This window comes from Labrenzia sp. 011 (assembly GCF_003075075.1).
In the GTDB taxonomy this organism is placed as follows: Bacteria; Pseudomonadota; Alphaproteobacteria; order Rhizobiales; family Stappiaceae; genus Roseibium.
The window spans coordinates 50,058-70,916 of the sequence record NZ_QCYM01000018.1 but is presented as its reverse complement, the minus strand read 5'-3'; the positions used below and the strand labels follow the sequence as shown (position 1 = coordinate 70,916).

Genomic DNA, 20,859 nt, shown 5'->3' with positions numbered 1-20,859 from the left:
AATGGAAATAACGAAAGAAAAAGCACAGGGAATTGCGACTTCTCTGACGATTCCAAATCTTGCCTTCATCGATGGCGCCTTTGCCGAGGCATCTGATGGCAACAGATTTACGACAATCAATCCTGCCACCGGTGAAGCAATAGCAGCGGTGGCCCATTGTACGGGCGCTGACGTGGACCGCGCAGTTGTGGCCGCAAGACGCAGCTTTGCTGATGGCGTCTGGTCAAGAAGCGCTCCTGAAGCGCGCAAGGAGGTCTTGCTCAAGCTTGCGGAGCTGATCCGTGAGAACGCCCAAGAACTCGCCGTCATGGAGAGTCTTGACAGCGGCAAGACGATCACGGATTGCCTCCATGAAATCGGGACCGAGGTTGCGAACTTCTTTCAGTGGTATGGCGAGTTGATCGACAAAACCTTCGGCAAGGTCGCTCCCACTGGCGAGGACGCACTGGCGCTGGTTGTCAGGGAGCCCGCCGGTGTCGTCGGGTTGGTTTTGCCCTGGAACTTTCCGCTGTTGATGGCGGCGTGGAAGGTTGCACCGGCACTTGCAGCAGGTTGTTCCTGCCTGGTCAAACCGGCCGAACAAACGCCTCTGACCGCACTGCGCCTTGCTGAACTTGCGAAAGAGGCAGGGCTGCCTGACGGAGTCTTGAATGTCCTCCCTGGCCTGGGGGAAACAACCGGCCAGGCGATCGGACGTCATGCTGATATCGACATCGTTTCCTTTACGGGCTCGACAGAGGTCGGGGGCTATTTTCTTCGCTATGCTGGCGAGAGCAACCTGAAGGTTGTCGGCCTTGAGATGGGAGGAAAAAGTCCGTTCATCGTGCTCGATGATGCCGACCTCTCGGATGATTTGATAGACCACGCCGTCAATTCCGCATTCTGGAACGGCGGACAGAACTGTTCGGCGAACATGCGCCAAATCGTCGATAAGCGGATCGCAGACAGCTTTATTGAAAAGGTGACAGCGCGCGCTGCGGAGTATGTCGTTGGAGATCCTCTCGACCCGTCGACAGATATCGGCGCCATGGTAACGCAGGAGCATATGGAGCGCGTTACGGGTTACATTGCCAAAGGCTGTGCCGAAGGCGGGAAGATGCTGGTCGGCGGAGCCCGTGAAGGATCGGGATATTTTATAGATCCGGTGGTCTTTGCAGGCCTGACGCCCGAAATGACCATTTCCCGTGAAGAGATTTTCGGTCCGGTGTTGGGCGTTCTGGCTGTTGATGGAATGGACCAGGCGCTGAAGCTCGCCATGGATACGGACTACGGTCTTCATGCGACCGTCTTCACCCGGGATATCGACCGCGCACTGTATATGGCACGCAGATTGCCGTGTGGAACCGTATCGGTCAACGGATTCTCCGAAGGCGATATCAAGACGCCGTTCGGTGGTTACAAGCGCTCCGGCTCCCTTGCCCGGGATAATGGTACAGAGGCGCTGGACCAGTATCTCCAGACCAAGACGATTTGGATCAGCACTGGCGGGGGTGCATGAGCGCTCGTATCGCAGTCTGTCTGGATCTGTCGGAGGACCAATGGGTACGTCTGCAGGACGGTGTCGGCAACTATACGCTGGAGGCAGACGGAGAACTCGAAGGCTGTGAAATTGCCTTCGGAAACCCTGAAGCAGACCGGTTGGAAGCCGTCGAAACCCTGCGTTGGGTTCAGCTGGAATCGGTAGGATTTGGCGAATACATGGGCCTCGATTGGTCGCGGCTGGAGAACCGGTTGTCGCTTACGAATCTGGCCGGTTTTTTCTCCGATCCCGTTGCCGAGACGGCCCTTGCGGGAATTCTGGGGCTGACCCGCGGCATTGATCGTGTGGTTCAGCTCAAGTCGGCGAAGTCGTGGATGGGGGATACTCTGAGGACTTGCCTGCGATCAATCCGGAATGCCCGGGTCGTGATGGTCGGCTTTGGCGCGATAAACAGACGCCTTGCCCAGATACTGCTGCCATTCGATTGCGAGGTGATGGCCATTCACAGCACGACGCCGGTACAGGAGCTCGACGACGCGTTGACCGGCGCTGACATCGTGGTCTGTACGGCACCGGACACAGTCGCAACGCGTGGCCTGTTTGGCCGCGAGCGGCTTGCCCTCATCCCGGCGCATGCCATTTTCGCCAATCTTGGGCGGGGCTCGATCGTCGATGAAGACGCTTTGGCCGAGATGTTGAATACCGGCCGCATTGGCGGCGCGGTTCTGGATGTGACAGTCGATGAGCCGCTGCCCCCGGATCATCCATTCTGGACTTGTCCCAATACAATCCTGACGCAGCACTCTGGCGGTGGCACCACGGATGAATTGGATCGCAAGATTGATGTTTTCTTGGAAAATCTCGCTCGCTATCGAACCGGGCAGCCGCTCCAGGGCATTGTAAAGATGACAAGAGGTTACTGATGCCTGCAATCGCAAATGTACGCTGCATCCTGCTGAGCTCGCCTTATGCGGATGCGGACGATCCGGAGATCAAGGAGTGCTTTCCGAACGGGCCGAAGCGTACCATCGGGATGGTCGAGATAACTCTGGACAACGGAGTGACAGGTCTGGGTGAGGGATATCTCGCCGTATTCGCCCCGTTGGTTTTCAAGTCAATCGTGGATCTCTGTACGCCGCAGGTGATGAGCAAGGACGGATTTGAGATCGCCAATCGCGTGCGCGATCTGCGCAGTCTGTGTGACTACTGGTCCCTGCAGGGCGCGGCGCGTCACGTCATCGCTGCGTTCGAAATTGCACTTCAGGATGCAAAAGGGAAATCGCTTGGGGTTCCCGTGTACGACCTTCTCGGTGGTGCAAAGATGGATCGCGTTCCTATCTATGGCTCCGGGGGATGTTGTGACGCCAAGGAGCAGTTCATCCGCGAGTTGGAACAGCTGCAGAAACTGGGCATCACCCGATACAAGATCCGGTCGGTCAAGAGCGACATCCTGCGTACGGCCTGGGTACTCGAGGAGGCCGGAAAGCGTGGTATCCAAGTCGGCGTCGACATGTGCCAGAATCTCGCCGACCCTCCTCAAGCCGTTCACGATGTTGTTCAGTTCGTCGAGGCTGTTCACTCGAAGACCGATCGTCGGATGATTTTCGTCGAGGAGGCGCTTGGCCCCGATTGCCCGGAGGAGTTCCGCGAGTTGCGCGGCAAGATCAACGTGCCCGTTTGTGGCGGAGAAATAGTAACCACCCCGAAAGAGATGATCGAACGGATCAACGGCGAGGTCTATGATTTCGTACAGCCGGACGCATCTGTGATGGGAGGGATTTCTGCCGTGATGGATGTTTTTGAGGCGGGCAAGGCAAAGGGGACTGATGTGGTCGTTCATGCCTGGGGAGGCGCGGCCGCGATTATGGCGAGCTATCATGCCGCTTTTGCGGCTGGGGGCAAGCTAGTGGAATATCCCATGCTGGATTTCCCGCTCGGTGCGGAGATGATATCCGGTCAAGGGGTGATTGTTGATGGACAATTGCTGAGGCCAACCGCACCAGGTCTGGGACTTACATTGACTGCTGAAATGGAAGCCCGGTATCCCTTTGATGAGGCGGCTGTCTATTCCTGCGCCCTCATCGACTTCGGACCGCCTCCTGATAGTAGTTGGGGGTGAAGTTGGGGCATCCACCACATCAGTTCAGAACCGTCACAAGCAAAACCCTAGTCAAGATGATTCGCGGCGACCGAGTCGCCATGACAACTGTCCCTCGTCTTCGTGTAACGCCGCTTCTGCCGGGTAAGCGTCGGAAGCCTGAATCTTCGGCAACCTGGGCAATCGTGCGTCCGTTGGTTTCTGTCAGCCAGACAGCTTCCTGAGCTGCTGCCCTCTGAAATCTCCTTTCGATTGGCATTTCAGCTTTCAAACTTGGCTTTGAGAATCATGGTCTGCGGCTCCGACAAATCTGGCACCTTCTCAGCGACAAAGTCTCAGCGCCGAGTTAACCGGGGAAAGTTTGCGACAAGCCGTTATTAGAGCGGCTATGGTCAGAGGCATTGACAAACAATCTCGTAAAACGCAACCAGAACAAGGCTTTGCGAGGCCAGGCATCGAAGCGGAAAAAGGAGTTGACTGTCTTTGGCGGAGGGACTTTGCCAGAATTCCGGTTGCCCTGGCCACCGCCGTTTGGCGTTAGGACTTTATTAACTTAAAACTTCTTGCAAGGCTGGTCGGAATCCGGCATTCATGACGGAATGATGCTGGAAACGGCAAAAAAACCGTCAGAGAGAATTTATGGTCGCAACCGAACAAATTGCCAGCGGACGCGATACTACCGCGAAAATAGAAAGTTTCACGCAGAAGCTGTCTGACCGTTTGCAGACCATGCGTGAAATGACCTATCCGCCGGAAGCGCGGAAGATGTTTGGCCGAACCTTTTCCACGACCGACTTGGTTCGGCTGCTAGGTGTACCTGAGAGCACGCTGAGAACCCTGACACTTGAAGGAAAGGGGCCTCAACCGCATCGGGCCGACAATAACCGCCGTATCTACACGATCCAACAAGTCTGGGAGCTTAGAGCATTTCTTGCCAAGCTTCGGCCCGACGATGCATTGCGCTTCATGCCGCATCGTCGTCCGGGTGAGAAATTGCAGGTGATCGCGGCAGCAAACTTCAAAGGTGGGAGCTCCAAGACCACGACATCCGTTCACCTCGCACACTATCTCGCTTTGCAGGGATATCGGGTTCTGTGCGTCGATCTAGACCCTCAGGCCTCGATGACAACCACATTTGGTATTCAGCCGGACCGGGACCTGAGGTCAGGTGAGGGTGAGGACGAGCGTACTGAAACAACTTATGATGCGTTGAGATACGACAATTACCGAATTCCGTTCTCTGAGGTTATTCGGGAAACATATTTTCCGGGCATTCATCTTGCCTGCGGAAATCTACGACTGATGGACTTCGAATACGATACACCGACTGCTCTCGCCGAGAGAAGGACCGATGAATTGGGGCTGTTCTTCCAGCGCCTTGATGCAGTGATACAATCGGTTGAGGAATTTTATGACATAGTCGTTCTCGATACACCGCCATCGCTCGGATACACTACAATGGCGGCTCTCTATGCTGCTACCGGACTGATCGTCACTGTGCATCCGGCGATGTTAGATGTATCTTCCTGTTCACAGTTCCTGAAAATGATCTCTGACGTAACCCACACTCTTTCTGAGGGTGGGGCGGTCTTCGAGCATGACTTCACGAAGTTTTTGCTGACCCGTGTCAACCCGAACGACGGTCCGCAAAAAATCATGTCCGGCACCATGCGTGATCTGTTCGGCACCGATGTTCTCGTCGCCGAGGCGATCGAGTCGACGGCTATCGCATCTGCTGGCGTAGCCAAGAAAACGCTTTACGAAATCGAGCCTGGGGAAGTTGGCCGTGAGACGCTGAAACGTGCGCTAGAAAGTGCTGATCGCGTAAACTCCGAAATCCTCGACTTGATCAATGATGTGTGGGGCAGGGAGGTTTGAGCATGAAGAAGTCGATCGTCAAAATGATGGCTGACGCGACTGCAGCCGCCGCTGACAAACACGAGCCCTCTGAGACCGCTACGACCCAGAAGGTGACAGCTCCAGTCGTGAATTCCATGGGGCGCGCCTTGTCCCATCTGCGCGAGGACAGCATTGTTTCCCTGGATCCGTCGAAGATCGATGGGAGCCCGTTTTCTGACCGGTTTGAAACGGACGAGGAGGCAAGGGAGGCACTCGAAGAGCTTAAGCTCTCCATTCAAAATGAGGGCCAGAAAATACCAGTCCTTGTGCGCCCCAACCCTGCCCAACAAGACCGCTATCAGTTGGCGTATGGACATCGGCGATTGCTGGCTATCCGAGCGCTGATGGCGGAGTCTGCGAGGCCGGAAACCATCAAGATTAAGGCCTACGTTCGCAAGCTAAGCGACTCGGAGCTGATCAAGGAACAGTCACTCGAAAATGGCGTCAGAGAAAATCTGACATTTGCCGAAATGGCATTGTGGGCAGCTCAATTGCGCGAGGCGGGTCTGAAGCAACGCGAAATGCAGCCGGTTCTAGGCCAAGTCCAAACTGTTATTTCGAACATGTTGAAGATCGCCGACAGCATACCGTTCGATATAATCCGAGCAATCGGTAGGGCAAAGAACGTTGGTCGACCTGCTTGGATGGAGCTAGCAAAGCTATTTGATGATCCAGGTGCAGAGAAACGTGTTCGGACAATCGTTGATACAGCTGAATTCAAAACTGCCAATGGTCAGGATAGAATGACAATGGCGCTGCTTGCCGCGAGAGGTAAGAGGAAAAAATCATCAACGGCCGGTAGATTCAGCGAAGAAATCACTACGAACGGCGCAGTGCTCGCAAAAATGACGCGGACATCGTCTGTGACGACTTTCACTATACCGAAATCTGAGGTCGAGTTCGCGCAATGGCTCGGAGAACACCTGTCCGAGGTTTACCGAGAATTTCAGCTCCGAAATGCGAAATCAAAAAACTAAGTGGAAACTGAAAACTGGAGGAAGTGACAAAGATCAAATTGCGAAAATGAAAAGAGACCGAACGGCGGCAACCGTTCAGTCCCTTTAATCAGGGTTCAACTTGGAAAGTCCAAACAGGAACCTCAACACCCTCCTGTTTTAGGCGAATTCCGAATCACGCGCAAGATCCATCTTGTGTGGACGGTGGATTTCTGCCGATTCCTTGATGTTGAACCTCCCGAGAAAAATAGCGCCGCGCGTTGATCTGCGTTGGTGAATGGAGGTTGTTATGCCTGCTGTTTCGAACGTCTCTTCCTTTCGGAAGGTGACGCCGGGAATTCTTGCGAGCGCGAATCTAGCGTCCCAAGGAGACCGACCCCAAGTTGCCAAAAGGGATCTGTCCCTGGTTCTCAAACGTGTCGCGCCGGCGTTAGGGATCGATGGAACCGCCTATCATGTCCTGGATATCCTGCTGGGGCTCGTCCAGGCCGAAGATTTCAACGTCGGGCGCCGTCCCGTTGTGGCCATTTCAAACCAGCGTCTTGCGGAGTACACCCGCCGCACACCACGGACCGTCACGCGTTGTCTGAAGAAACTCGTCGAGGTGGGGATCCTGGCGTATCGCGACAGCCCGACCGGCCGCCGCTATGTTTACCGGAACGCTGGCGGTTCTCAGGAGCAAGCCTACGGTCTTGATTTTACACCTGCCTGTTTCAACCTCCAGGCGTTCAAGGATCAAGCGACGTCATTTCAGCAGCGGATCAAGGCGCTGCAGGAAGCAAAGCGGGCGGTCACGCGCTTTGCCCGCGCGATTGTCGATCTGGTCGACGCTCTTGGCAGTGACTATGAGACTTATATCACCCGGTTGAATGTCATCCTTGACTTGGAAAACCTGGAACCCTTGGAAAAGGCAAAGCGGGTGGAGGCTCTGTATCACGAAGCCGTAGCAACCTTTGAGGCACAAGCAGCTGAAACTGAATCAGAAAATGTGAATGAAATGTCATCCGCGGGTGACATTGATGTCAGCCCTATATCTATTACAACCCCAACAGACTCATTTGAACGTAAGCAAAAGCGGCCTTGCTCTAACGAGCAAGAAATCAAAAACAAACCTGACAGCGGCAAAGCCGCTGAAGAGGCTCTTGAAAAGGAGCCTGGCGGAGCCGCCATTCGAAAACAACAGCCAAATCGCCAATCGGCAAAGGCTGCAGGAGGCAAATCCGGAGAAACAAACCTCGACGGTGTTTCAATAGGCCTCATCAAATCTGCATGCTCCAACGTCCAGGATGAACTGGGTCTGTCATTCTCAAATTGGGCAATGCTCTGCATCGCGGCTGATCAGTTGCGGATGCTGATCGGGCTAAGTCCAGCTGGATACCAGAATGCTGTCGAGCGGCAAGGCAGGTATCTCGCCGCCGCATGTCTGGCCGTCGTCGCAGAAAAAGCCCTCCGTGATCCCGAGCAAATTACATCCCCGGGAGGCTATTTCCGCGCAATGATCGACAGGGCAGGGGACGGTAAACTCCACCTGCACAAGTCACTCCATGGGCTGGTGTTGTGAGGCGCGCATTTTTGGCCTGGAGTGGGCTAGCGAACGCAGCGCGCTTGCCGCACATAATGCTTGCCGGAGTACCGCGGCCAGGCGCAGGCGTGTCCGGTTTCAACAAGCTTCAGCGCAATGTCCTGCCCGTCAACGAAGCATTGAGCTACGAAGCGGTCATACGATTTCTTGCGCGATCGGCCGTCGCAAGGGGTGCCTTCGCCAACTGTTCGACACTGCACTTTTCTACCGGAAACAAGTGTTTGAACGTACTGCGCCGCTTCGCGGTAACCACGCTGCCCACGCTCCGGCGTATCGACGCCGCACAGGCGGATCCGCACCAGCGGCCGCGAAAGCTGGAACGTATCGCCATCGATTACGCGCGAAACCGCGCTGGTCCATTCGTCCGCGCTGGCGGGAACGACAGTGAGGCAAAGGGCGAGGGCAGTTAGAATGCGGATCATCGGATTCGATTTTCTGTTCGGGGAGTTTGGCTCGAAGGCCGCGCAGATCGACGCGACCACGGTGCCGGAAGTTTTTAAACCGTTAGCCTCTTTTTAAGCCAGTGCCCGCGCCGCGGTACCGAGAGCCCGGCACCAAAGAAATACCGCCTCTAGCTTGCGCCGACGGATTGTCCAGACGGGCAAAGCTCGCCGATAATCCAGCAGGAAAGCGCTTCCCGGTCTCGTCGCGTCATGCGGCCAAAGCCGAGATACTGTAAAATCTCGGCGCAATGCCGACGGGCTGTTCTCCCGCCGAAATCATAGCTGGACAGCTCGTCGGCTGGAACGCCGATCTGCTCAGCCAGATATTCGCCAGCATCGTGCGAGACCAATATGCCATCCTCAGCGAAGAAACCGCGAGCACTGAAAAACTTCAACTGCGCGGCCAAGCCGAGCCTCGTAGCGGCGGGTTTGGAATTGATGAAATCAATGTCGGCGAAGCTCAGGCTCCACTGGCCGATGAAATCAGAACTAGAAATACTCGTACTCATTAAAACGCTCCTCAAATTGGAGCGAAATGTCACGACCGGGCGCTTCTCGGGTCAATGCTGCAAGCCATGTTCCCACAACGTTCTGCGAGTTGGCCAAAATCGCAGCTTCGGGACGACTGGGCCACATAGGCTTGAACTACGGGACGAAACGGGGTTTCTGATCGGGATCTGGGCGGCAGCTTTCCTGATAGTCAAGGATACCGACCACCGCAGCTATCAGACATCGGCTGAAGACGACCACAAGGTTCTGAAACTGCATTTCGACAAGCTGGCGGAAAAGAAGACCGGTATTGCATTCCGGATCTAGAGGTGAACTGTCCTACGCCTAATGCGGGATGAGCGTATTGACGATGTCCTCTGCATGTAATTGCTGGTCGCAGCTCAGCGACCAAACGCGGGTAAAGTGTCCGCCCGGCCATGCCAACAGCACTGGCAACTAAGATGTGCGTTAGCGACGCTTTCTCGGATCGTCTGGCTTGGCGGCAGATACCGATAGAAAGTTGCGGAGAATTGTTAGTTCGGCGAGAGGGTCACAAGCGTTACCGAAAAATGCCCGAATTGAGTTTTTATTGCGTAGGTTTATAGCATGCGCAGGGCTTCCTGAAAGCAGACACTTTCGACGTGGTTTCATCATGAGAAAGTCTAGTGCTCGCCAGTCACGTCTTTAGCTATTCGAAAACCGATGTGATTGGCACCCAGGCTTCGTTCCGCGTGCTGACGCGCAGAAGGGCGATATCGCAGGCAGTATGACGGTGCACAGAGCCAGGAACCGCCCTTGACCACATTCATCGGTCCGACGGCCGGATGAGCGAAGTTGGCGGCAAGGGTTTTCGGAGGGCCTGCAGGATCTGTTTCTGATTTATCTGGATGCCCAGGCACCCACCAGTCCGAAGTGTGTTCCCATACGTTTCCAGCCATGTCGTAAAGACCATATCCATTCGGGGGAAAGGAGCCGGCTGGAGACGTGCCGTGATGTCCGTCTTCCTTGGTGTCGACGCTCGGAAAGAGCCCCTGCCATGTGTTGGCTTTCCAGCCCTCAGTGGGATCGTAATCCTCTCCCCAGGTATACTCAGCGCCCTCAAGGCCGCCGCGGGCCGCATATTCCCACTCGGCTTCCGTCGGCAGCCGACCACCGGCCCATTCAGCATAGGCAGCCGCATCCTCAGGGGATACCTGCACGACCGGATGATCGTCTAGTCCTTCTATCGAAGATTGCGGGCCAGCAGGATGGCGCCAGTTCGCCCCGTTGACGTATCGCCACCAATTGTGGAAGTCGCTGATGTCGACCTGGGTATCCGGCTGGGCAAAGACCATTGACCCGGCTTTCAGGAGATCCTGTGGCAGGTTTGGGTTCTGCTGGGCGTCTAGGTCTTTTTCCGCAGTCGTTACATAGCCGGTCGCCTCGACGAACGCGGCAAACTTCGCGTTGGTCACCTCGGCTTTACTCAGAAGGAACGTACCAACAGTGACCTTACGCTCTGTCGCTTCTTCCCGGTAATGCTCGTTGGAGCCCATCGTGAAGGTGCCGCCCTCAATCCGGACGAAACCGCCGTTGGCAGTCGCTGCCTGGCTTCCCGATATGATCAAGCCAACAGATCCCAAGACCCCGAGTTGTTTCAACGAAGGCACGAAATCTTCCTTACCTGTTTTGCAGTTCCCACGGAAACACTGTCCGCCAGTCGGCCTTCATGTCGATGACGACCCAGCCTCGTTGGTTGGCCTCCTCCAGCGCCTTGTCCAGCCCTCCGACCTTGGAGCCCTTGTCATAGGCCCATTCCCGGTCCGCGTCCGTGTGGTGCAGCAAGATAGCAAGAGCGTTGCGGCCGCCACGGGTGGCGTATTGCATCATCTGAAGGTCGCCATCGGAGTTACCCGAGGCAATGACAGGGCGACGGCCGATGTGATGGTTGATGGCAACCGGTTTGCCTTCCTTGTCATCAATGAAAAAGAGTTCCGGGCTCTTCACGGTATCCGCATCGCCCTCCGAGACGACGAAAGTCGCCTTGATGCTTGAGCCCACAACCTGTTCCGATGGAATGCCGTAGGCTCTTTCAGAGAAGACGCGGATGAAATCGATCCCGCCGCCGGAAACAATGTAGGTCTTGTAACCCTTGTCCCTGAGATAGGTGAGCAGTTCCAGCATGGGCTGGTAGATCATCTCGTCATAGCGTCGACCGGTTACAGGATGTTTCGTGGTCTCCAGCCATTTGTCGACCTCATCCTTGAATTCTTCCGTCGTCATGCCGGAATGGGACATTGCCATGACTTCAAGCAGCCCCTTGTGCCCGTCCGCGAGCAAGGCCTGCATGTCCCCGTCCGCCGCTGCCTTCATGCCGGGGCTCTTTTCTTCCAGGGACGGATCCGCTGCGACCATGGCCTTGGCCTTGTCGAGAGCATAGATCAGCTGAAAATAGACAGGCTGTTCCGCCCAGAGGTTGCCGTCATTGTCGAATGTCGCAATCCGCGCCGCCGGATCGAGGTAACGCTCGCTTCCGGGCGTTGTCGTTGCCTCGACGAATTCCAGGATCGCCTGCTTTGTTTCCGTGTTGTTCCACGAAGGCAAAGGGTCGGCAAACGACAAAGAAGGCAAAATGGCGAAGACGGCCGCAACAATGATACTGCGCATGACAATTCTCACGCTTGGAGGAGACGGACAGGCCCGCGAGGAGCGTTTTGCTCCCCGCGGGCTGCTTGCCGAGCGCTTATCGGGTCATGCCGCTCAGTGTCTTTTCGAGCTGATCCTGGATCTGGTCCACAGAGAAGCTCGCAGCTCGCTGAGAGGGCGGATACTCTTCGAACGTTCCAAAGAACTTCGCGACTTCAACCTGTGCCGGCGTCAACAGGAACACATGGTCCATCAGCCAGTCGTAATATGTGTTTGAGGTCCGGTCGGCCCGTTCATAAGGATCGGAACGCAGGTCAAAAAGCTTGGGAACCCGCAGCGCTGTGAAAGGCTCCGCCCAGATGTTCAAAGTGCCTTTTGCCCGTTGCTCCTGGAAGACAACTTTCCAGTTCTCGTACCGCAACGCGACAACCGCGCCATCGTCGTTGAAATAAAAGAACTCTTTTCGTGCAGTCTCATCGGTTTCCCCCGTCAGGTAGGGAAGCTGGTTGTAGCCATCGAGATGGACCTTGTAGTCACTCCCGTCGATGGTTGTCCCTTCCAGGAGGCGGTCCTTTATGTCGGCATCGCCGGCAGCAGCCAACAGCGTCGGGAACCAGTCGAGACCGGAGAACATGCCGTTCTTGACAGTTCCGGGTTCAATGTGCCCAGGCCAGCGGATCATTGCGGGGACCCGGAATGCGCCTTCCCAGTTGGTGTTTTTCTCGGACCGGAACGGTGTGGTCCCGGCATCCGGCCAGGAGTTCTGGTGAGGACCGTTGTCGGTCGAGTATATGACGATCGTGTTGTCCGCGATACCTGTCTGGTCGAGAGCATCGAGGATCTGACCGACAATCGCATCATGTTCGATCATGCCGTCGGCATATTCGGTTAAGGCGGTCAGGCCGGGTGCGCTCCGGTTTTCCGCCTTCACGTGAGTGCGGAAGTGCATCCGGGTTGTGTTCATCCAGATGAAGAATGGCTTGCCCTGCTCCACCTGGCGGTTCATGAAGTCGATGGCGGCAGCGGAAGTTTCTTCATCAACCGTTTCCATCCGCTTTTTTGTCAGCGGTCCGGTGTCTTCGATGTTTCCGTCGGCAGAAGAGCGGATCACACCGCGCGGGCCATATTGCTCGCGGAAGTTCGGATCCTGCGGATAGTTGAAGTTCTCTGGTTCTTCCTCAGCGTTGAGATGATAAAGATTGCCGAAAAACTCGTCGAAACCGTGGGCGGTGGGAAGAAACTCGTCCTTGTCACCGAGATGGTTCTTGCCGAACTGGCCGGTGGCATATCCAAGGTCCTTCAGAGCCGAGGCTATGGTCACATCGTCGGCTTGCAAACCGACATCAGCGCCGGGCAGGCCGACTTTCGAGAGCCCCGTCCTCAGCGTCGACTGCCCCGTGATGAATGTCGACCGACCCGCCGTGCAGCTCTGCTCGGCGTAGTAGTCGGTAAACTTTGCACCATCGGCGGCAATCCGGTCGATGTTGGGCGTTTCATAGCCCATCAGCCCAAAGCTGTAGCTGGAGATGTTTGTTTGGCCGATGTCATCACCCCAGATTACCAGGATGTTCGGCTTCGCCTGATCCTGGGCCTGGGCACCACTGGCCGTCGCCAGCGCCGCGCCGCAGATCAGCGCGACCTGCGCCAATTTCCATTTCCACATTACCTGTCTCCTTCAAACAAACACTCGAGGGTTCACGGGTCCGAAAATTCGGTTAAACCATCTGCCGTTCGACTGATCGATGGGGCCATTCCAATGGCCGGATTTGTCGGACAATCATCATCTTCATGAGAGTAGCGCTATCGCTGCAGCAAATATTCCGCGTGCATCTATTTGATCTAAGGGTCTTGAAACACACATTAACATGACGCAACGTGATGCGCTTTATGGTTGCTCTGAAGCCTGACTGAACTGAATTCATTTTCTCCCTTTTGAAGGTCCGGGTCATGAAACGGTCGCCGGTGCGTTATCATCGATCTGGAATTGGGAGCCGTCTGGTGCCGCTCTTTTTCCAATCTGCTTTCTCCAGAAGTATCTGCAATCTTGCGAGGCCAAGTAAGTTGGACCTTGGGGCAACAAGACATTTACTGCCGGTGATGCGGCTGCTGGCCGTGATTTCTCTGGGAACTTTCCCTATTGCGAACCTGGTTCTGGTATCTCCGGCAAGCGCTGCGGAGGTCCGGCGGGTCCTGATACTCTACGAAAGCGAAAGCACCTTGTTCGCGGCCAGGGAAATCGCGCTGGGGTTGCAGCAGCAGATCAATCAGGGAAACTCGACGGCAATCGAGCTTTATAGCGAATATCTGGACATGGTCAGGTTCCAGGACACCGGTCACGAAGACAGGATCGCGACGTTTCTGGCGGCCAAGTACGAGAACATGCAGTTTGATGCGATCGTGGCAATTGGACCTGGTGCACTGTTGTTTGCCCTTGGAAGGCTTGAATGGATCCCGGACCGGATCCCAATCGTTGCCGGGGCGGTATCACAAGTCACTTTCGATGACATCCAGAACACCTCTCGGATCTATGGGATTTTGAATAGTTTCGATGTCCAGGAAACCGTTGATCTGGCGGCCCGGCTGCACCCGGAAGCGAAACGTCTGGTGGTTCTCACAGGATCTTCGGAATTCGATCATCGCTGGCGCGACACGGCCAAGTCGAAACTGGGAGCCACCTATGCCGGCATGACGGTTAGCCACCTGTCGGACCTTTCCCTCGAAGATTTCAAGGTTGCCGTTTCGGAGCTCCCGAACGACAGCCTTTTGCTTGTTTTGACAGTCTTCACCGATGCGGATGGCCGGAAATTTGTTCCACGCGACGCTGCGGCGGAAATCATCCCTCTAGCTTCTGTTCCCACCTATGGCGTCTACGACTCGTTTGTCGGGACGGGGATAGTGGGGGGCCAGATGGAAACGTTTGTCGGCATCGGCAAGGACGTCGGCAAACTGGTCGAAGGGCTGATCCAGGGGCAACGCCCTTCGGAACATCTGAAGCTTTCAAGCGCCAAACCTGTACTCGACTGGCGGCAGGTCGAACGCTGGAACATAGACCAGGCACTGCTCCCGGACGATGCTCTCCTTGAGAACTATGAACCTTCGCTCTGGGAAAGATACCGCTGGCAGATTGTGATTGGCCTCGCGATCATCCTGCTGCAATCGGCAACCATTCTTGCTCTGGTACTTCTGGAGAGATGGCGCAGACGCACGTCAAAGGAACTTTCTCTCGAACGTCTGCAGCTTGCTCATATGTCCAGGGTCTCTCAACTCGGTCAGTTGTCCGGCTCGATTGCGCACGAACTCAATCAGCCTTTGACCTCGATCCTCACGAATGTCGAAGCGGGACTGCGCATGCTGGATCGGAAAGCTGCGAAACCGGAGGATATCAGGGGCATCCTCGAGGACATTGCCAGCGCGGACAAACATGCGACTGAATCCGTGAAAGGACTTCGCCAGCTCTTCTTGAACAAGGACGTCTCCTGCAAGCCGGTAAACCTGAATGCTGCAGTGACAGAAACACTCAAACTTGCAAAGAGCGAGCTTGCAGCCCGGCAAACGAGCGCTAGTTTTTCAAGCACGGCGAACAAATTAACCGTTCGCGCCAATTTTTCGCAACTGCAACAGATTACTCTTAATCTGGTTTTGAACGCTTCAGAAGCCGTGTCACACCTGCCTCCGTCCCGGCGGCGTATCGACATCAGGACCGGACATACTCCCGACGGGCAGTCTTTTCTGGCGGTTTCGGATTGCGGTGCGGGCATGACAAGGGAAATGCAGGAGACCGCATTCGAGCCATTCGTCAGTCAACGCAGCGACGGCATGGGCCTCGGCCTGCCAATTTGCCGATCGATTGCCCAGGCTCACGGCGGCACGCTCGAATTTGATCGCACAAGAGAAATCGGGGTCCGGATCGTCCTGACCCTTCCGGAAATGAAAGGTGAATGATGGGCCAGGAGTTTGCAGCGGAAACGGTTTACGTCGTCGATGATGATGCTCTTATCCGCATAGCACTCACCCGGTTGCTGGAAGCCGAAGCATACCGTGTCGAATGCTACGCCGATGCTGAAAGTTTTCTCAAATTCCACAGTGCAGGCGCACCAGGTTGCGTGATCCTTGATGTTGAGATGCCGGGGATGAATGGCTGTGACGTTCATCAAGCCCTTCTTGAAGGGGACATGAAGCGGCAGGTGATCTTTCTCACAGGACATGGGACCATCCCGTTGAGTGTAAGCGCGATCAAGTCCGGAGCGGTCGACTTTCTGACCAAACCCGTCGCAGCGGATCAGTTGCTGGATACTGTACAGGTCGCCCTTGAGCGAGACCGACTATCGAGGAAGGACACCAAATTCAGGTCGTCCTTTCAGATGCGCCTGGAAAAGCTGACGACCAGGGAATGCCAAGTCCTCTTGCACGTGATGGAAGGCAAGATGAACAAGCAGATTGCCGCAGACCTCGGTGTGACGTTGAAGACGATCAAGGTTCATCGCGGCAGGGCAATGCACAAGATGCAGGCGAACAGCGTCGCTGATCTAGTGAGGGACTGGACGCTGTTCAGCGCAGGCTGACGAAGCTTTCCTTCATGCAGGCAAGGACAAGACCTTCGGAAGGTTTCGGATCAATCGACTTGTTTAGGTATTATCTCACTTGGCTGGATGTCTGTCGATTAAGGGCAGCTAAGGGGTTGGACCCTGGTCCAATACACTTCAACTGCAATCTAATATAGAAGATTCCAATGGATGACGCAGCTCCCATTGTGGCAATCGTTGAAGACGACAATGCTGTTCGCCGTGCACTTGGACGGCTCATCAAGTCCTTCGGCTACCGCACACTCGAGTTTGATTCAGGTGAGAAATTTCTGGCGGAACAGAGTTCGAATTCCGGCGACTGCGTGATTGCCGACTACCACATGTACGGCATGACCGGGCTGGATGTGCTCTTGGAAATCAAGCGAAGAGATGTAAGCCCGCCCGTCATCATCATGACCGGGTTCGACGAGCCTGGCAAACGCGACCGATGCATGGGTGCCGGTGCCACTGCTTATCTCGTCAAACCGTTCGAGCGGGACGTCATAGCCGAAACCCTCCGCGCCATTCTTGATCAGAAGCACCTGGCGGGTCCGCGCAGCGTTCTCGGCAGAAAAGGATAGCCATTCGGCAAGGGGTAGAAACGGGATGAGCGCCAGGGATCAGATCGTCGAACTGCGCGAACGCATGGGAACGGCCATTGTTGGCCAGCGAGACGTGATTGATCGTCTCCTTATCGGTCTCCTGGCAAATGGAAATCTTCTTGTCGAAGGCCTGCCTGGTCTTGCCAAGACACGGGCTATCAAGGCGCTTGCAAAGAACCTTGAGGCAGACTTCAGTCGCATACAGTTCACGCCGGACCTGCTGCCGGCCGACGTGAATGGAACGAAAGTTCTCTATCAGGCGAACGGGAAATCGGAATTCAGGTTCGAAAAGGGTCCGATTTTTGGGGGGGAGCTCACCCGAAACAGGAGCACACTGCTTGTTCTGTGAAGCGGCTCCACGGAGTAACCCTATCGGCATAAGCAAATTCAATAACTTGCGATGCCGATCAGCCGCAGGACCCTAGGCTTGTTCACATTCCATGGCCTCGTGTGACCCACGCGAGGGCGGAGACAGAGTTCTTGGGCCATGATAACGGGTTGACTGTATCTCAAATGAGAGACAAACTCTCCTTGGAAAGGGGAGTTCTGCCATGCCTGTCAAAACCTCAATGCTACACGTCCGCGTGGATGACCAGCTAAAGGCGCAAGCGACCGATGCTCTTGCCGGTGTTGGTCTGACGCTGTCAGACGCAGTGCGCATCCTGCTGACGCGCGTTGCTGCTGAAGGCGGACTGCCCGCCGGGCTGACCGCAGATCCGGATGTTTATGACGCCTGGTTCCGTAGCAAAGTGCAGGAGGCTCTGGCCGACCAGCGCCCAGTTACACCGCACAACCAGGTGATGCAGGAGGTACGCGCCATGATCGACGGCAAGCAGCGTGCCTGAACGGGAATGGAAGGCGTCGGCAATCGCGGACCTAATGGCGATTGCCGATTACATCTCGGACGACAACCCGAATGCGGCTCTTGCATTGGTTGAGGAAATCGAGAGCAAAGTGGCCAAATTGCCGGCTCATCCCAAACGCTGGCGCCCTGGCAGGATTGAGGGCACACGCGAGCTGGTTGTTCGGCCTAACTACGTCGTGGTCTATGCCGAAACCGTAGCGGCGGTCACTGTGCTGCGCGTACTTCACGTCGCCCGGATGTGGCCCTGACAGGTTTTAGAGCGCTTGGTGCTGATAACGCCATGCCGAATTGAGCACCAACTGGCTGATCTCAGCTTGACGCCTTCGTCAGTTCGTCGTGTCGGAGCTCGGTCGGCGGATGGGTGCGCATGACCCAGTCGGAGAACGTGTCGCCCGGCAGTTGGTTTACGTTCGAAATGTCATCCAGAAACTCCGATATCCCGACGCCGTTCATCAGCTTTCCCGCAAACCTGTCGGCCTGGTACTCCCGAAGCTGCGACGTGGATCCGTTCAGGAAATGCGCGATGTCGCACGGAAGCCTGAAGACGACCGTCGCCAGTGTGAAGATCAGGCCAATGATCGGAATGCGGTTGATGGTGGTGTTGGCGAGGCCAATGCCAAGATTCACCGGCAAGGTCAGGTAGTGCAGGAGCATGTTGATCCTGGTATCCCAATTTCGCAGGTGGCCGATCTCATGGGCCGCAACGCCGGCCAGGCGCTCGATGCCTGCCTGGGTGTCGCCATACTTGTGCAGGATGCCCTTGGTGAAGCACACCCGGTTATGCGCGTAGGCCATGGCGTTGATTTCACCAATGTCCTGAACCCGCCAAACGATCTGGGGCAGTTTGATCCCGCTCTTTTTTGCACAGTCTTCCAGAACGGCTTCGACCTTGGCGACGAGTTCTTTTTCGCGCTGAGACAGTCTGCGCGTTGAAAAACGAATGTCGAAGGCGCCGGCGGCAAAAGACGGAACGTAGGCAACGAAAACGGCCGGTGCCACGGCGACCGCGAACGCGAACGTGAATATTTGCCAGTCCTCGAACGGCAGAGGGCCGTAGACAAGTGAATAAGGCACGTTCAGCAAAGATATGGAAAATGCGGTGAGTAGAAAGGCTGATGCGGCCCCTGCTGCAAGGGCGATTAGACGCGTCACCTCAATAACTGCAACCCTGAATGCGGGGGTCATCTTTTGGCTCTCCTTTTGACTAGAGAGATTCTATCAATGATTGCAACGGCTAACAAGTAATTGTTGTTCTTCGTTCATCGATGTGATGAGATATAGTAGAAAAACATTGCGAAAGGTAAATAAGTAAAATTTTGTCAATCGTATACGGATTATCGTAAGTTAATAGTAGCTAGTAGAATTTAAGATTGTTTCACAGAAAAGTTGCAAAAAAAGCTGCCGCTTACTCAAACAAAATTGAAACACGTCCCGAATATTGCCACTCCTAAGAACGCAAGGTTGCTGAACTGATTCGTTGCAATGCAGCGCGTCAATTTGGTGATTTTGAATGGAATTGGACACTAAAGGCCCTGTTCAGGGGCTAAAAATGGAAACCCCCAGACCCGACGAGTCGGATCCAGGGGAGAGCCTTACCAAAGTAAGTCTAGAACGCTGGTTTTGTAGCTCTCCCCGGACAATTTGACAAGCCCGGCCGCAATTTCTGCGGGCGGATTTCTATTGTGTATCCACAACCACAGGGTAGGGGGGCGGAGTTGGACTTGAGCAACTTGGAATACCCGTCGCATCCGGATTGGATTGACGCTGCAGAAGCTGCAAAACACCGTCGCGCGTTTTCATCGGGGATCCTCATCCCGGCGATCGGTCTGCCAAAAGGCAAGACGAAAATCGACGTGATCAAAGCCCTCAAACGGGCGCGTCGCGCGCTCGACCTGAAGCCGGCGGTTCTCGCTTATCTGGAATTTCAGATTTGCATGACACAGGCCGAGGACTGGAAGCAGGGGGCAACACCGGTTGCCTTCTCCCAGGTCAAGACCCTTGCGGCGCACTTCGATGTCGAGGAACGCACGATCCGAAACTACGAATCCAGTCTTGCCCGGAAAGGCCTGATCCTCTGGAACGATTCCGGAAACCACCGGCGATATGCCAAGCGCGACGAGACCGGAAAACTCGTCGATGCTTACGGCATCGTGCTCACGCCTCTAATCGAACGTTTTGCGGAAATCGAAAAAATGGGCGAGGCGGATGCGGCTGACCTTCAATTGCGCAGCTCCGAAATCGGTCGCATCAGATCCTTGCGCCGTGTGCTGAGCTATCTGGCGCACCAGGCGCATGCCCATGACCTCGGCCCGGATTTAATCTGCGCGGCAGAAAAGCTCTTACAAAGGATCCCTGGCCGGAGTTTCAGCAAGAAGGCCTGGCCGACGATTGCAGTGTGTTCTCTTCGTTTGGAGTTGGAGGACCAAATTGCGCGCCTGAAACAAGCTTTGGCCTGCGTTCTCGATCAAGAAATTTCCGCCCAGGCGGAACAGGGTTTCCGGCACCAATATACGGAAGATACAAGGCAAAATCCTGTAGGGACTTGTAGTGGCGAACGGACATCGCCGGGCGGCGGTGAAGTTATCGGGCAAACGGAGCCCGCTAACGCGGGCGGCATGGAAAAGGGCAGTAGGGAGCGGGCACAAGGCCCCGATGTTCCCAAAGCTGCGCAGGACAGGCAGGATACCGAAAGGTCCGGCGGCGCGACCGGGATCGAGCATATACGCTTCGATCAGGTGACCGATGTTGCCAGCTCACTCATGCGCGAGCTGATTGCGGGAGAGGCCGGGCAGGGGAGGGGAAATTGGTCCTCCCTGGACAGGGCCGCCGCCACCGCCGCTGCCTGGATCGGCGTCAGCCCGAGCCTGTGGGCGAAGTTGCGAGGGGAGATCGGCTCGGCCGCGGCCGCCGTCTCAATCGTTCTCGTCGAACGGCGCATGACCGACCCCGACAATCCCATCTCCAGTCCCGGCGGCTATCTGCGCGGCATGCTCGCCAAGGCGGGCAGGGGACAGCTCCACCTTCACAAATCCGTCTTCGGGCTCTTGAAACAGCCCCGGCCGGAAAGCGGACTGACCTGATGGTCAGGCTGATACGCGGCGCGCGGCGGACTGGTGGTCCGCCAGACAAATTCCAAGGGCAGGGGGCTCGCCCCCACGCTCTGTCAAGGCTCCCCGGTGCCGGCGGCCGGGTTCCCGGCCGACCTTGACAGAGCGTTCCCCCGTTCCGGCGACGGAACAAATGAAATCCAGCTCCCCA

The 20,859-nt window shown here is 55.8% G+C and carries 18 protein-coding genes and 1 pseudogene; 13 read left to right on the top strand and 6 right to left on the bottom strand.

All coding sequences use genetic code 11. The features are described 5' to 3' along the window. Position 1 precedes the first annotated feature (1 nt). The 6 genes from DCO57_RS17520 to repC (DCO57_RS17495) all read left to right on the top strand — a co-directional run bounded on the left by DCO57_RS17520 (position 2) and on the right by repC (DCO57_RS17495) (position 7,994). Positions 2 to 1,498, top strand: coding sequence for an aldehyde dehydrogenase (locus DCO57_RS17520; RefSeq protein WP_116700201.1), 1,497 nt, complete (start codon positions 2 to 4; stop codon positions 1,496 to 1,498). Next, positions 1,495 to 2,403, top strand: coding sequence for a D-2-hydroxyacid dehydrogenase (locus tag DCO57_RS17515; protein WP_116700200.1), 909 nt, complete (start codon positions 1,495 to 1,497; stop codon positions 2,401 to 2,403). The genes DCO57_RS17520 and DCO57_RS17515 overlap by 4 nt, the downstream gene beginning before the upstream one ends. After that, positions 2,403 to 3,599 carry a mandelate racemase/muconate lactonizing enzyme family protein gene (locus tag DCO57_RS17510; RefSeq protein WP_116700199.1) on the top strand — a complete coding sequence of 399 codons (1,197 nt, stop codon included), beginning with the start codon at positions 2,403 to 2,405 and terminating at the stop codon, positions 3,597 to 3,599. Before DCO57_RS17515 ends, DCO57_RS17510 begins: the two co-directional genes overlap by 1 nt. A 618-nt stretch (positions 3,600 to 4,217) precedes the next feature. After that, the gene (repA, locus tag DCO57_RS17505; RefSeq protein WP_116700198.1) at positions 4,218 to 5,456 is read left to right on the top strand and encodes a plasmid partitioning protein RepA; all 1,239 of its coding nucleotides are present in this window, start codon (positions 4,218 to 4,220) and stop codon (positions 5,454 to 5,456) included. 2 nt (positions 5,457 to 5,458) lie between these two features. Continuing rightward, positions 5,459 to 6,454, top strand: coding sequence for a plasmid partitioning protein RepB (gene repB, locus DCO57_RS17500; RefSeq protein WP_116700197.1), 996 nt, complete (start codon positions 5,459 to 5,461; stop codon positions 6,452 to 6,454). A gap of 268 nt (positions 6,455 to 6,722) precedes the next feature. Beyond that, entirely contained in the window at positions 6,723 to 7,994 is a 1,272-nt protein-coding gene (gene repC, locus DCO57_RS17495) for a plasmid replication protein RepC (protein WP_208978012.1), read from the top strand. A 26-nt stretch (positions 7,995 to 8,020) separates the two neighbouring features. On the opposite strand, the gene DCO57_RS17490 is transcribed toward repC (DCO57_RS17495), so the two are convergent. From DCO57_RS17490 to DCO57_RS17465, 5 genes are all read right to left on the bottom strand, one after another. Then, positions 8,021 to 8,437: a thermonuclease family protein gene (locus DCO57_RS17490; RefSeq protein ID WP_116700195.1), complete on the bottom strand. Its 417-nt coding sequence runs from the start codon at positions 8,435 to 8,437 to the stop codon at positions 8,021 to 8,023. A 149-nt stretch (positions 8,438 to 8,586) separates the two neighbouring features. Beyond that, positions 8,587 to 8,967: a DUF4158 domain-containing protein gene (locus DCO57_RS17485; protein WP_205756198.1), complete on the bottom strand. Its 381-nt coding sequence runs from the start codon at positions 8,965 to 8,967 to the stop codon at positions 8,587 to 8,589. A 642-nt stretch (positions 8,968 to 9,609) separates the two neighbouring features. After that, positions 9,610 to 10,596, bottom strand: coding sequence for a formylglycine-generating enzyme family protein (locus DCO57_RS17475; protein WP_208978011.1), 987 nt, complete (start codon positions 10,594 to 10,596; stop codon positions 9,610 to 9,612). Between the two features lie 10 nt (positions 10,597 to 10,606). Next, entirely contained in the window at positions 10,607 to 11,593 is a 987-nt protein-coding gene (locus DCO57_RS17470) for an HAD family hydrolase (RefSeq protein WP_116700194.1), read from the bottom strand. A gap of 76 nt (positions 11,594 to 11,669) precedes the next feature. Next, complete coding sequence (locus tag DCO57_RS17465; RefSeq protein ID WP_116700193.1) at positions 11,670 to 13,235, bottom strand: arylsulfatase; 1,566 nt, start codon at positions 13,233 to 13,235, stop codon at positions 11,670 to 11,672. A 284-nt stretch (positions 13,236 to 13,519) separates the two neighbouring features. On the opposite strand from DCO57_RS17465, the gene DCO57_RS17460 reads away from it, so the two are divergent. From DCO57_RS17460 to DCO57_RS17435, 6 genes and pseudogenes are all read left to right on the top strand, one after another. Next, complete coding sequence (locus DCO57_RS17460) at positions 13,520 to 15,514, top strand: ATP-binding protein (RefSeq protein ID WP_133192701.1); 1,995 nt, start codon at positions 13,520 to 13,522, stop codon at positions 15,512 to 15,514. After that, entirely contained in the window at positions 15,511 to 16,134 is a 624-nt protein-coding gene (locus DCO57_RS17455; protein WP_205756197.1) for a response regulator, read from the top strand. Before DCO57_RS17460 ends, DCO57_RS17455 begins: the two co-directional genes overlap by 4 nt. Before the next feature lie 167 nt (positions 16,135 to 16,301). After that, positions 16,302 to 16,715, top strand: coding sequence for a response regulator (locus DCO57_RS17450; protein ID WP_116700191.1), 414 nt, complete (start codon positions 16,302 to 16,304; stop codon positions 16,713 to 16,715). Positions 16,716 to 16,740: 25 nt separating this feature from the next. Continuing rightward, positions 16,741 to 17,040 (top strand): annotated as a pseudogene (locus tag DCO57_RS17445) (AAA family ATPase); the annotation flags it as partial. A gap of 247 nt (positions 17,041 to 17,287) precedes the next feature. After that, complete coding sequence (locus DCO57_RS17440; RefSeq protein ID WP_116700190.1) at positions 17,288 to 17,581, top strand: type II toxin-antitoxin system RelB/DinJ family antitoxin; 294 nt, start codon at positions 17,288 to 17,290, stop codon at positions 17,579 to 17,581. Further along, the gene (locus DCO57_RS17435) at positions 17,574 to 17,849 is read left to right on the top strand and encodes a type II toxin-antitoxin system RelE/ParE family toxin (RefSeq protein ID WP_116700189.1); all 276 of its coding nucleotides are present in this window, start codon (positions 17,574 to 17,576) and stop codon (positions 17,847 to 17,849) included. The genes DCO57_RS17440 and DCO57_RS17435 overlap by 8 nt, the downstream gene beginning before the upstream one ends. A 61-nt stretch (positions 17,850 to 17,910) precedes the next feature. On the opposite strand, the gene DCO57_RS17430 is transcribed toward DCO57_RS17435, so the two are convergent. Then, the gene (locus DCO57_RS17430; RefSeq protein ID WP_116700188.1) at positions 17,911 to 18,786 is read right to left on the bottom strand and encodes a M48 family metalloprotease; all 876 of its coding nucleotides are present in this window, start codon (positions 18,784 to 18,786) and stop codon (positions 17,911 to 17,913) included. Positions 18,787 to 19,322: 536 nt separating this feature from the next. Between DCO57_RS17430 and repC (DCO57_RS17425) the strand changes: the two genes are divergently transcribed. Continuing rightward, positions 19,323 to 20,681, top strand: a complete 1,359-nt coding sequence (repC, locus tag DCO57_RS17425; protein WP_133192700.1) for a plasmid replication protein RepC — start codon at positions 19,323 to 19,325, stop codon at positions 20,679 to 20,681. Positions 20,682 to 20,859: the final 178 nt, after the last annotated feature.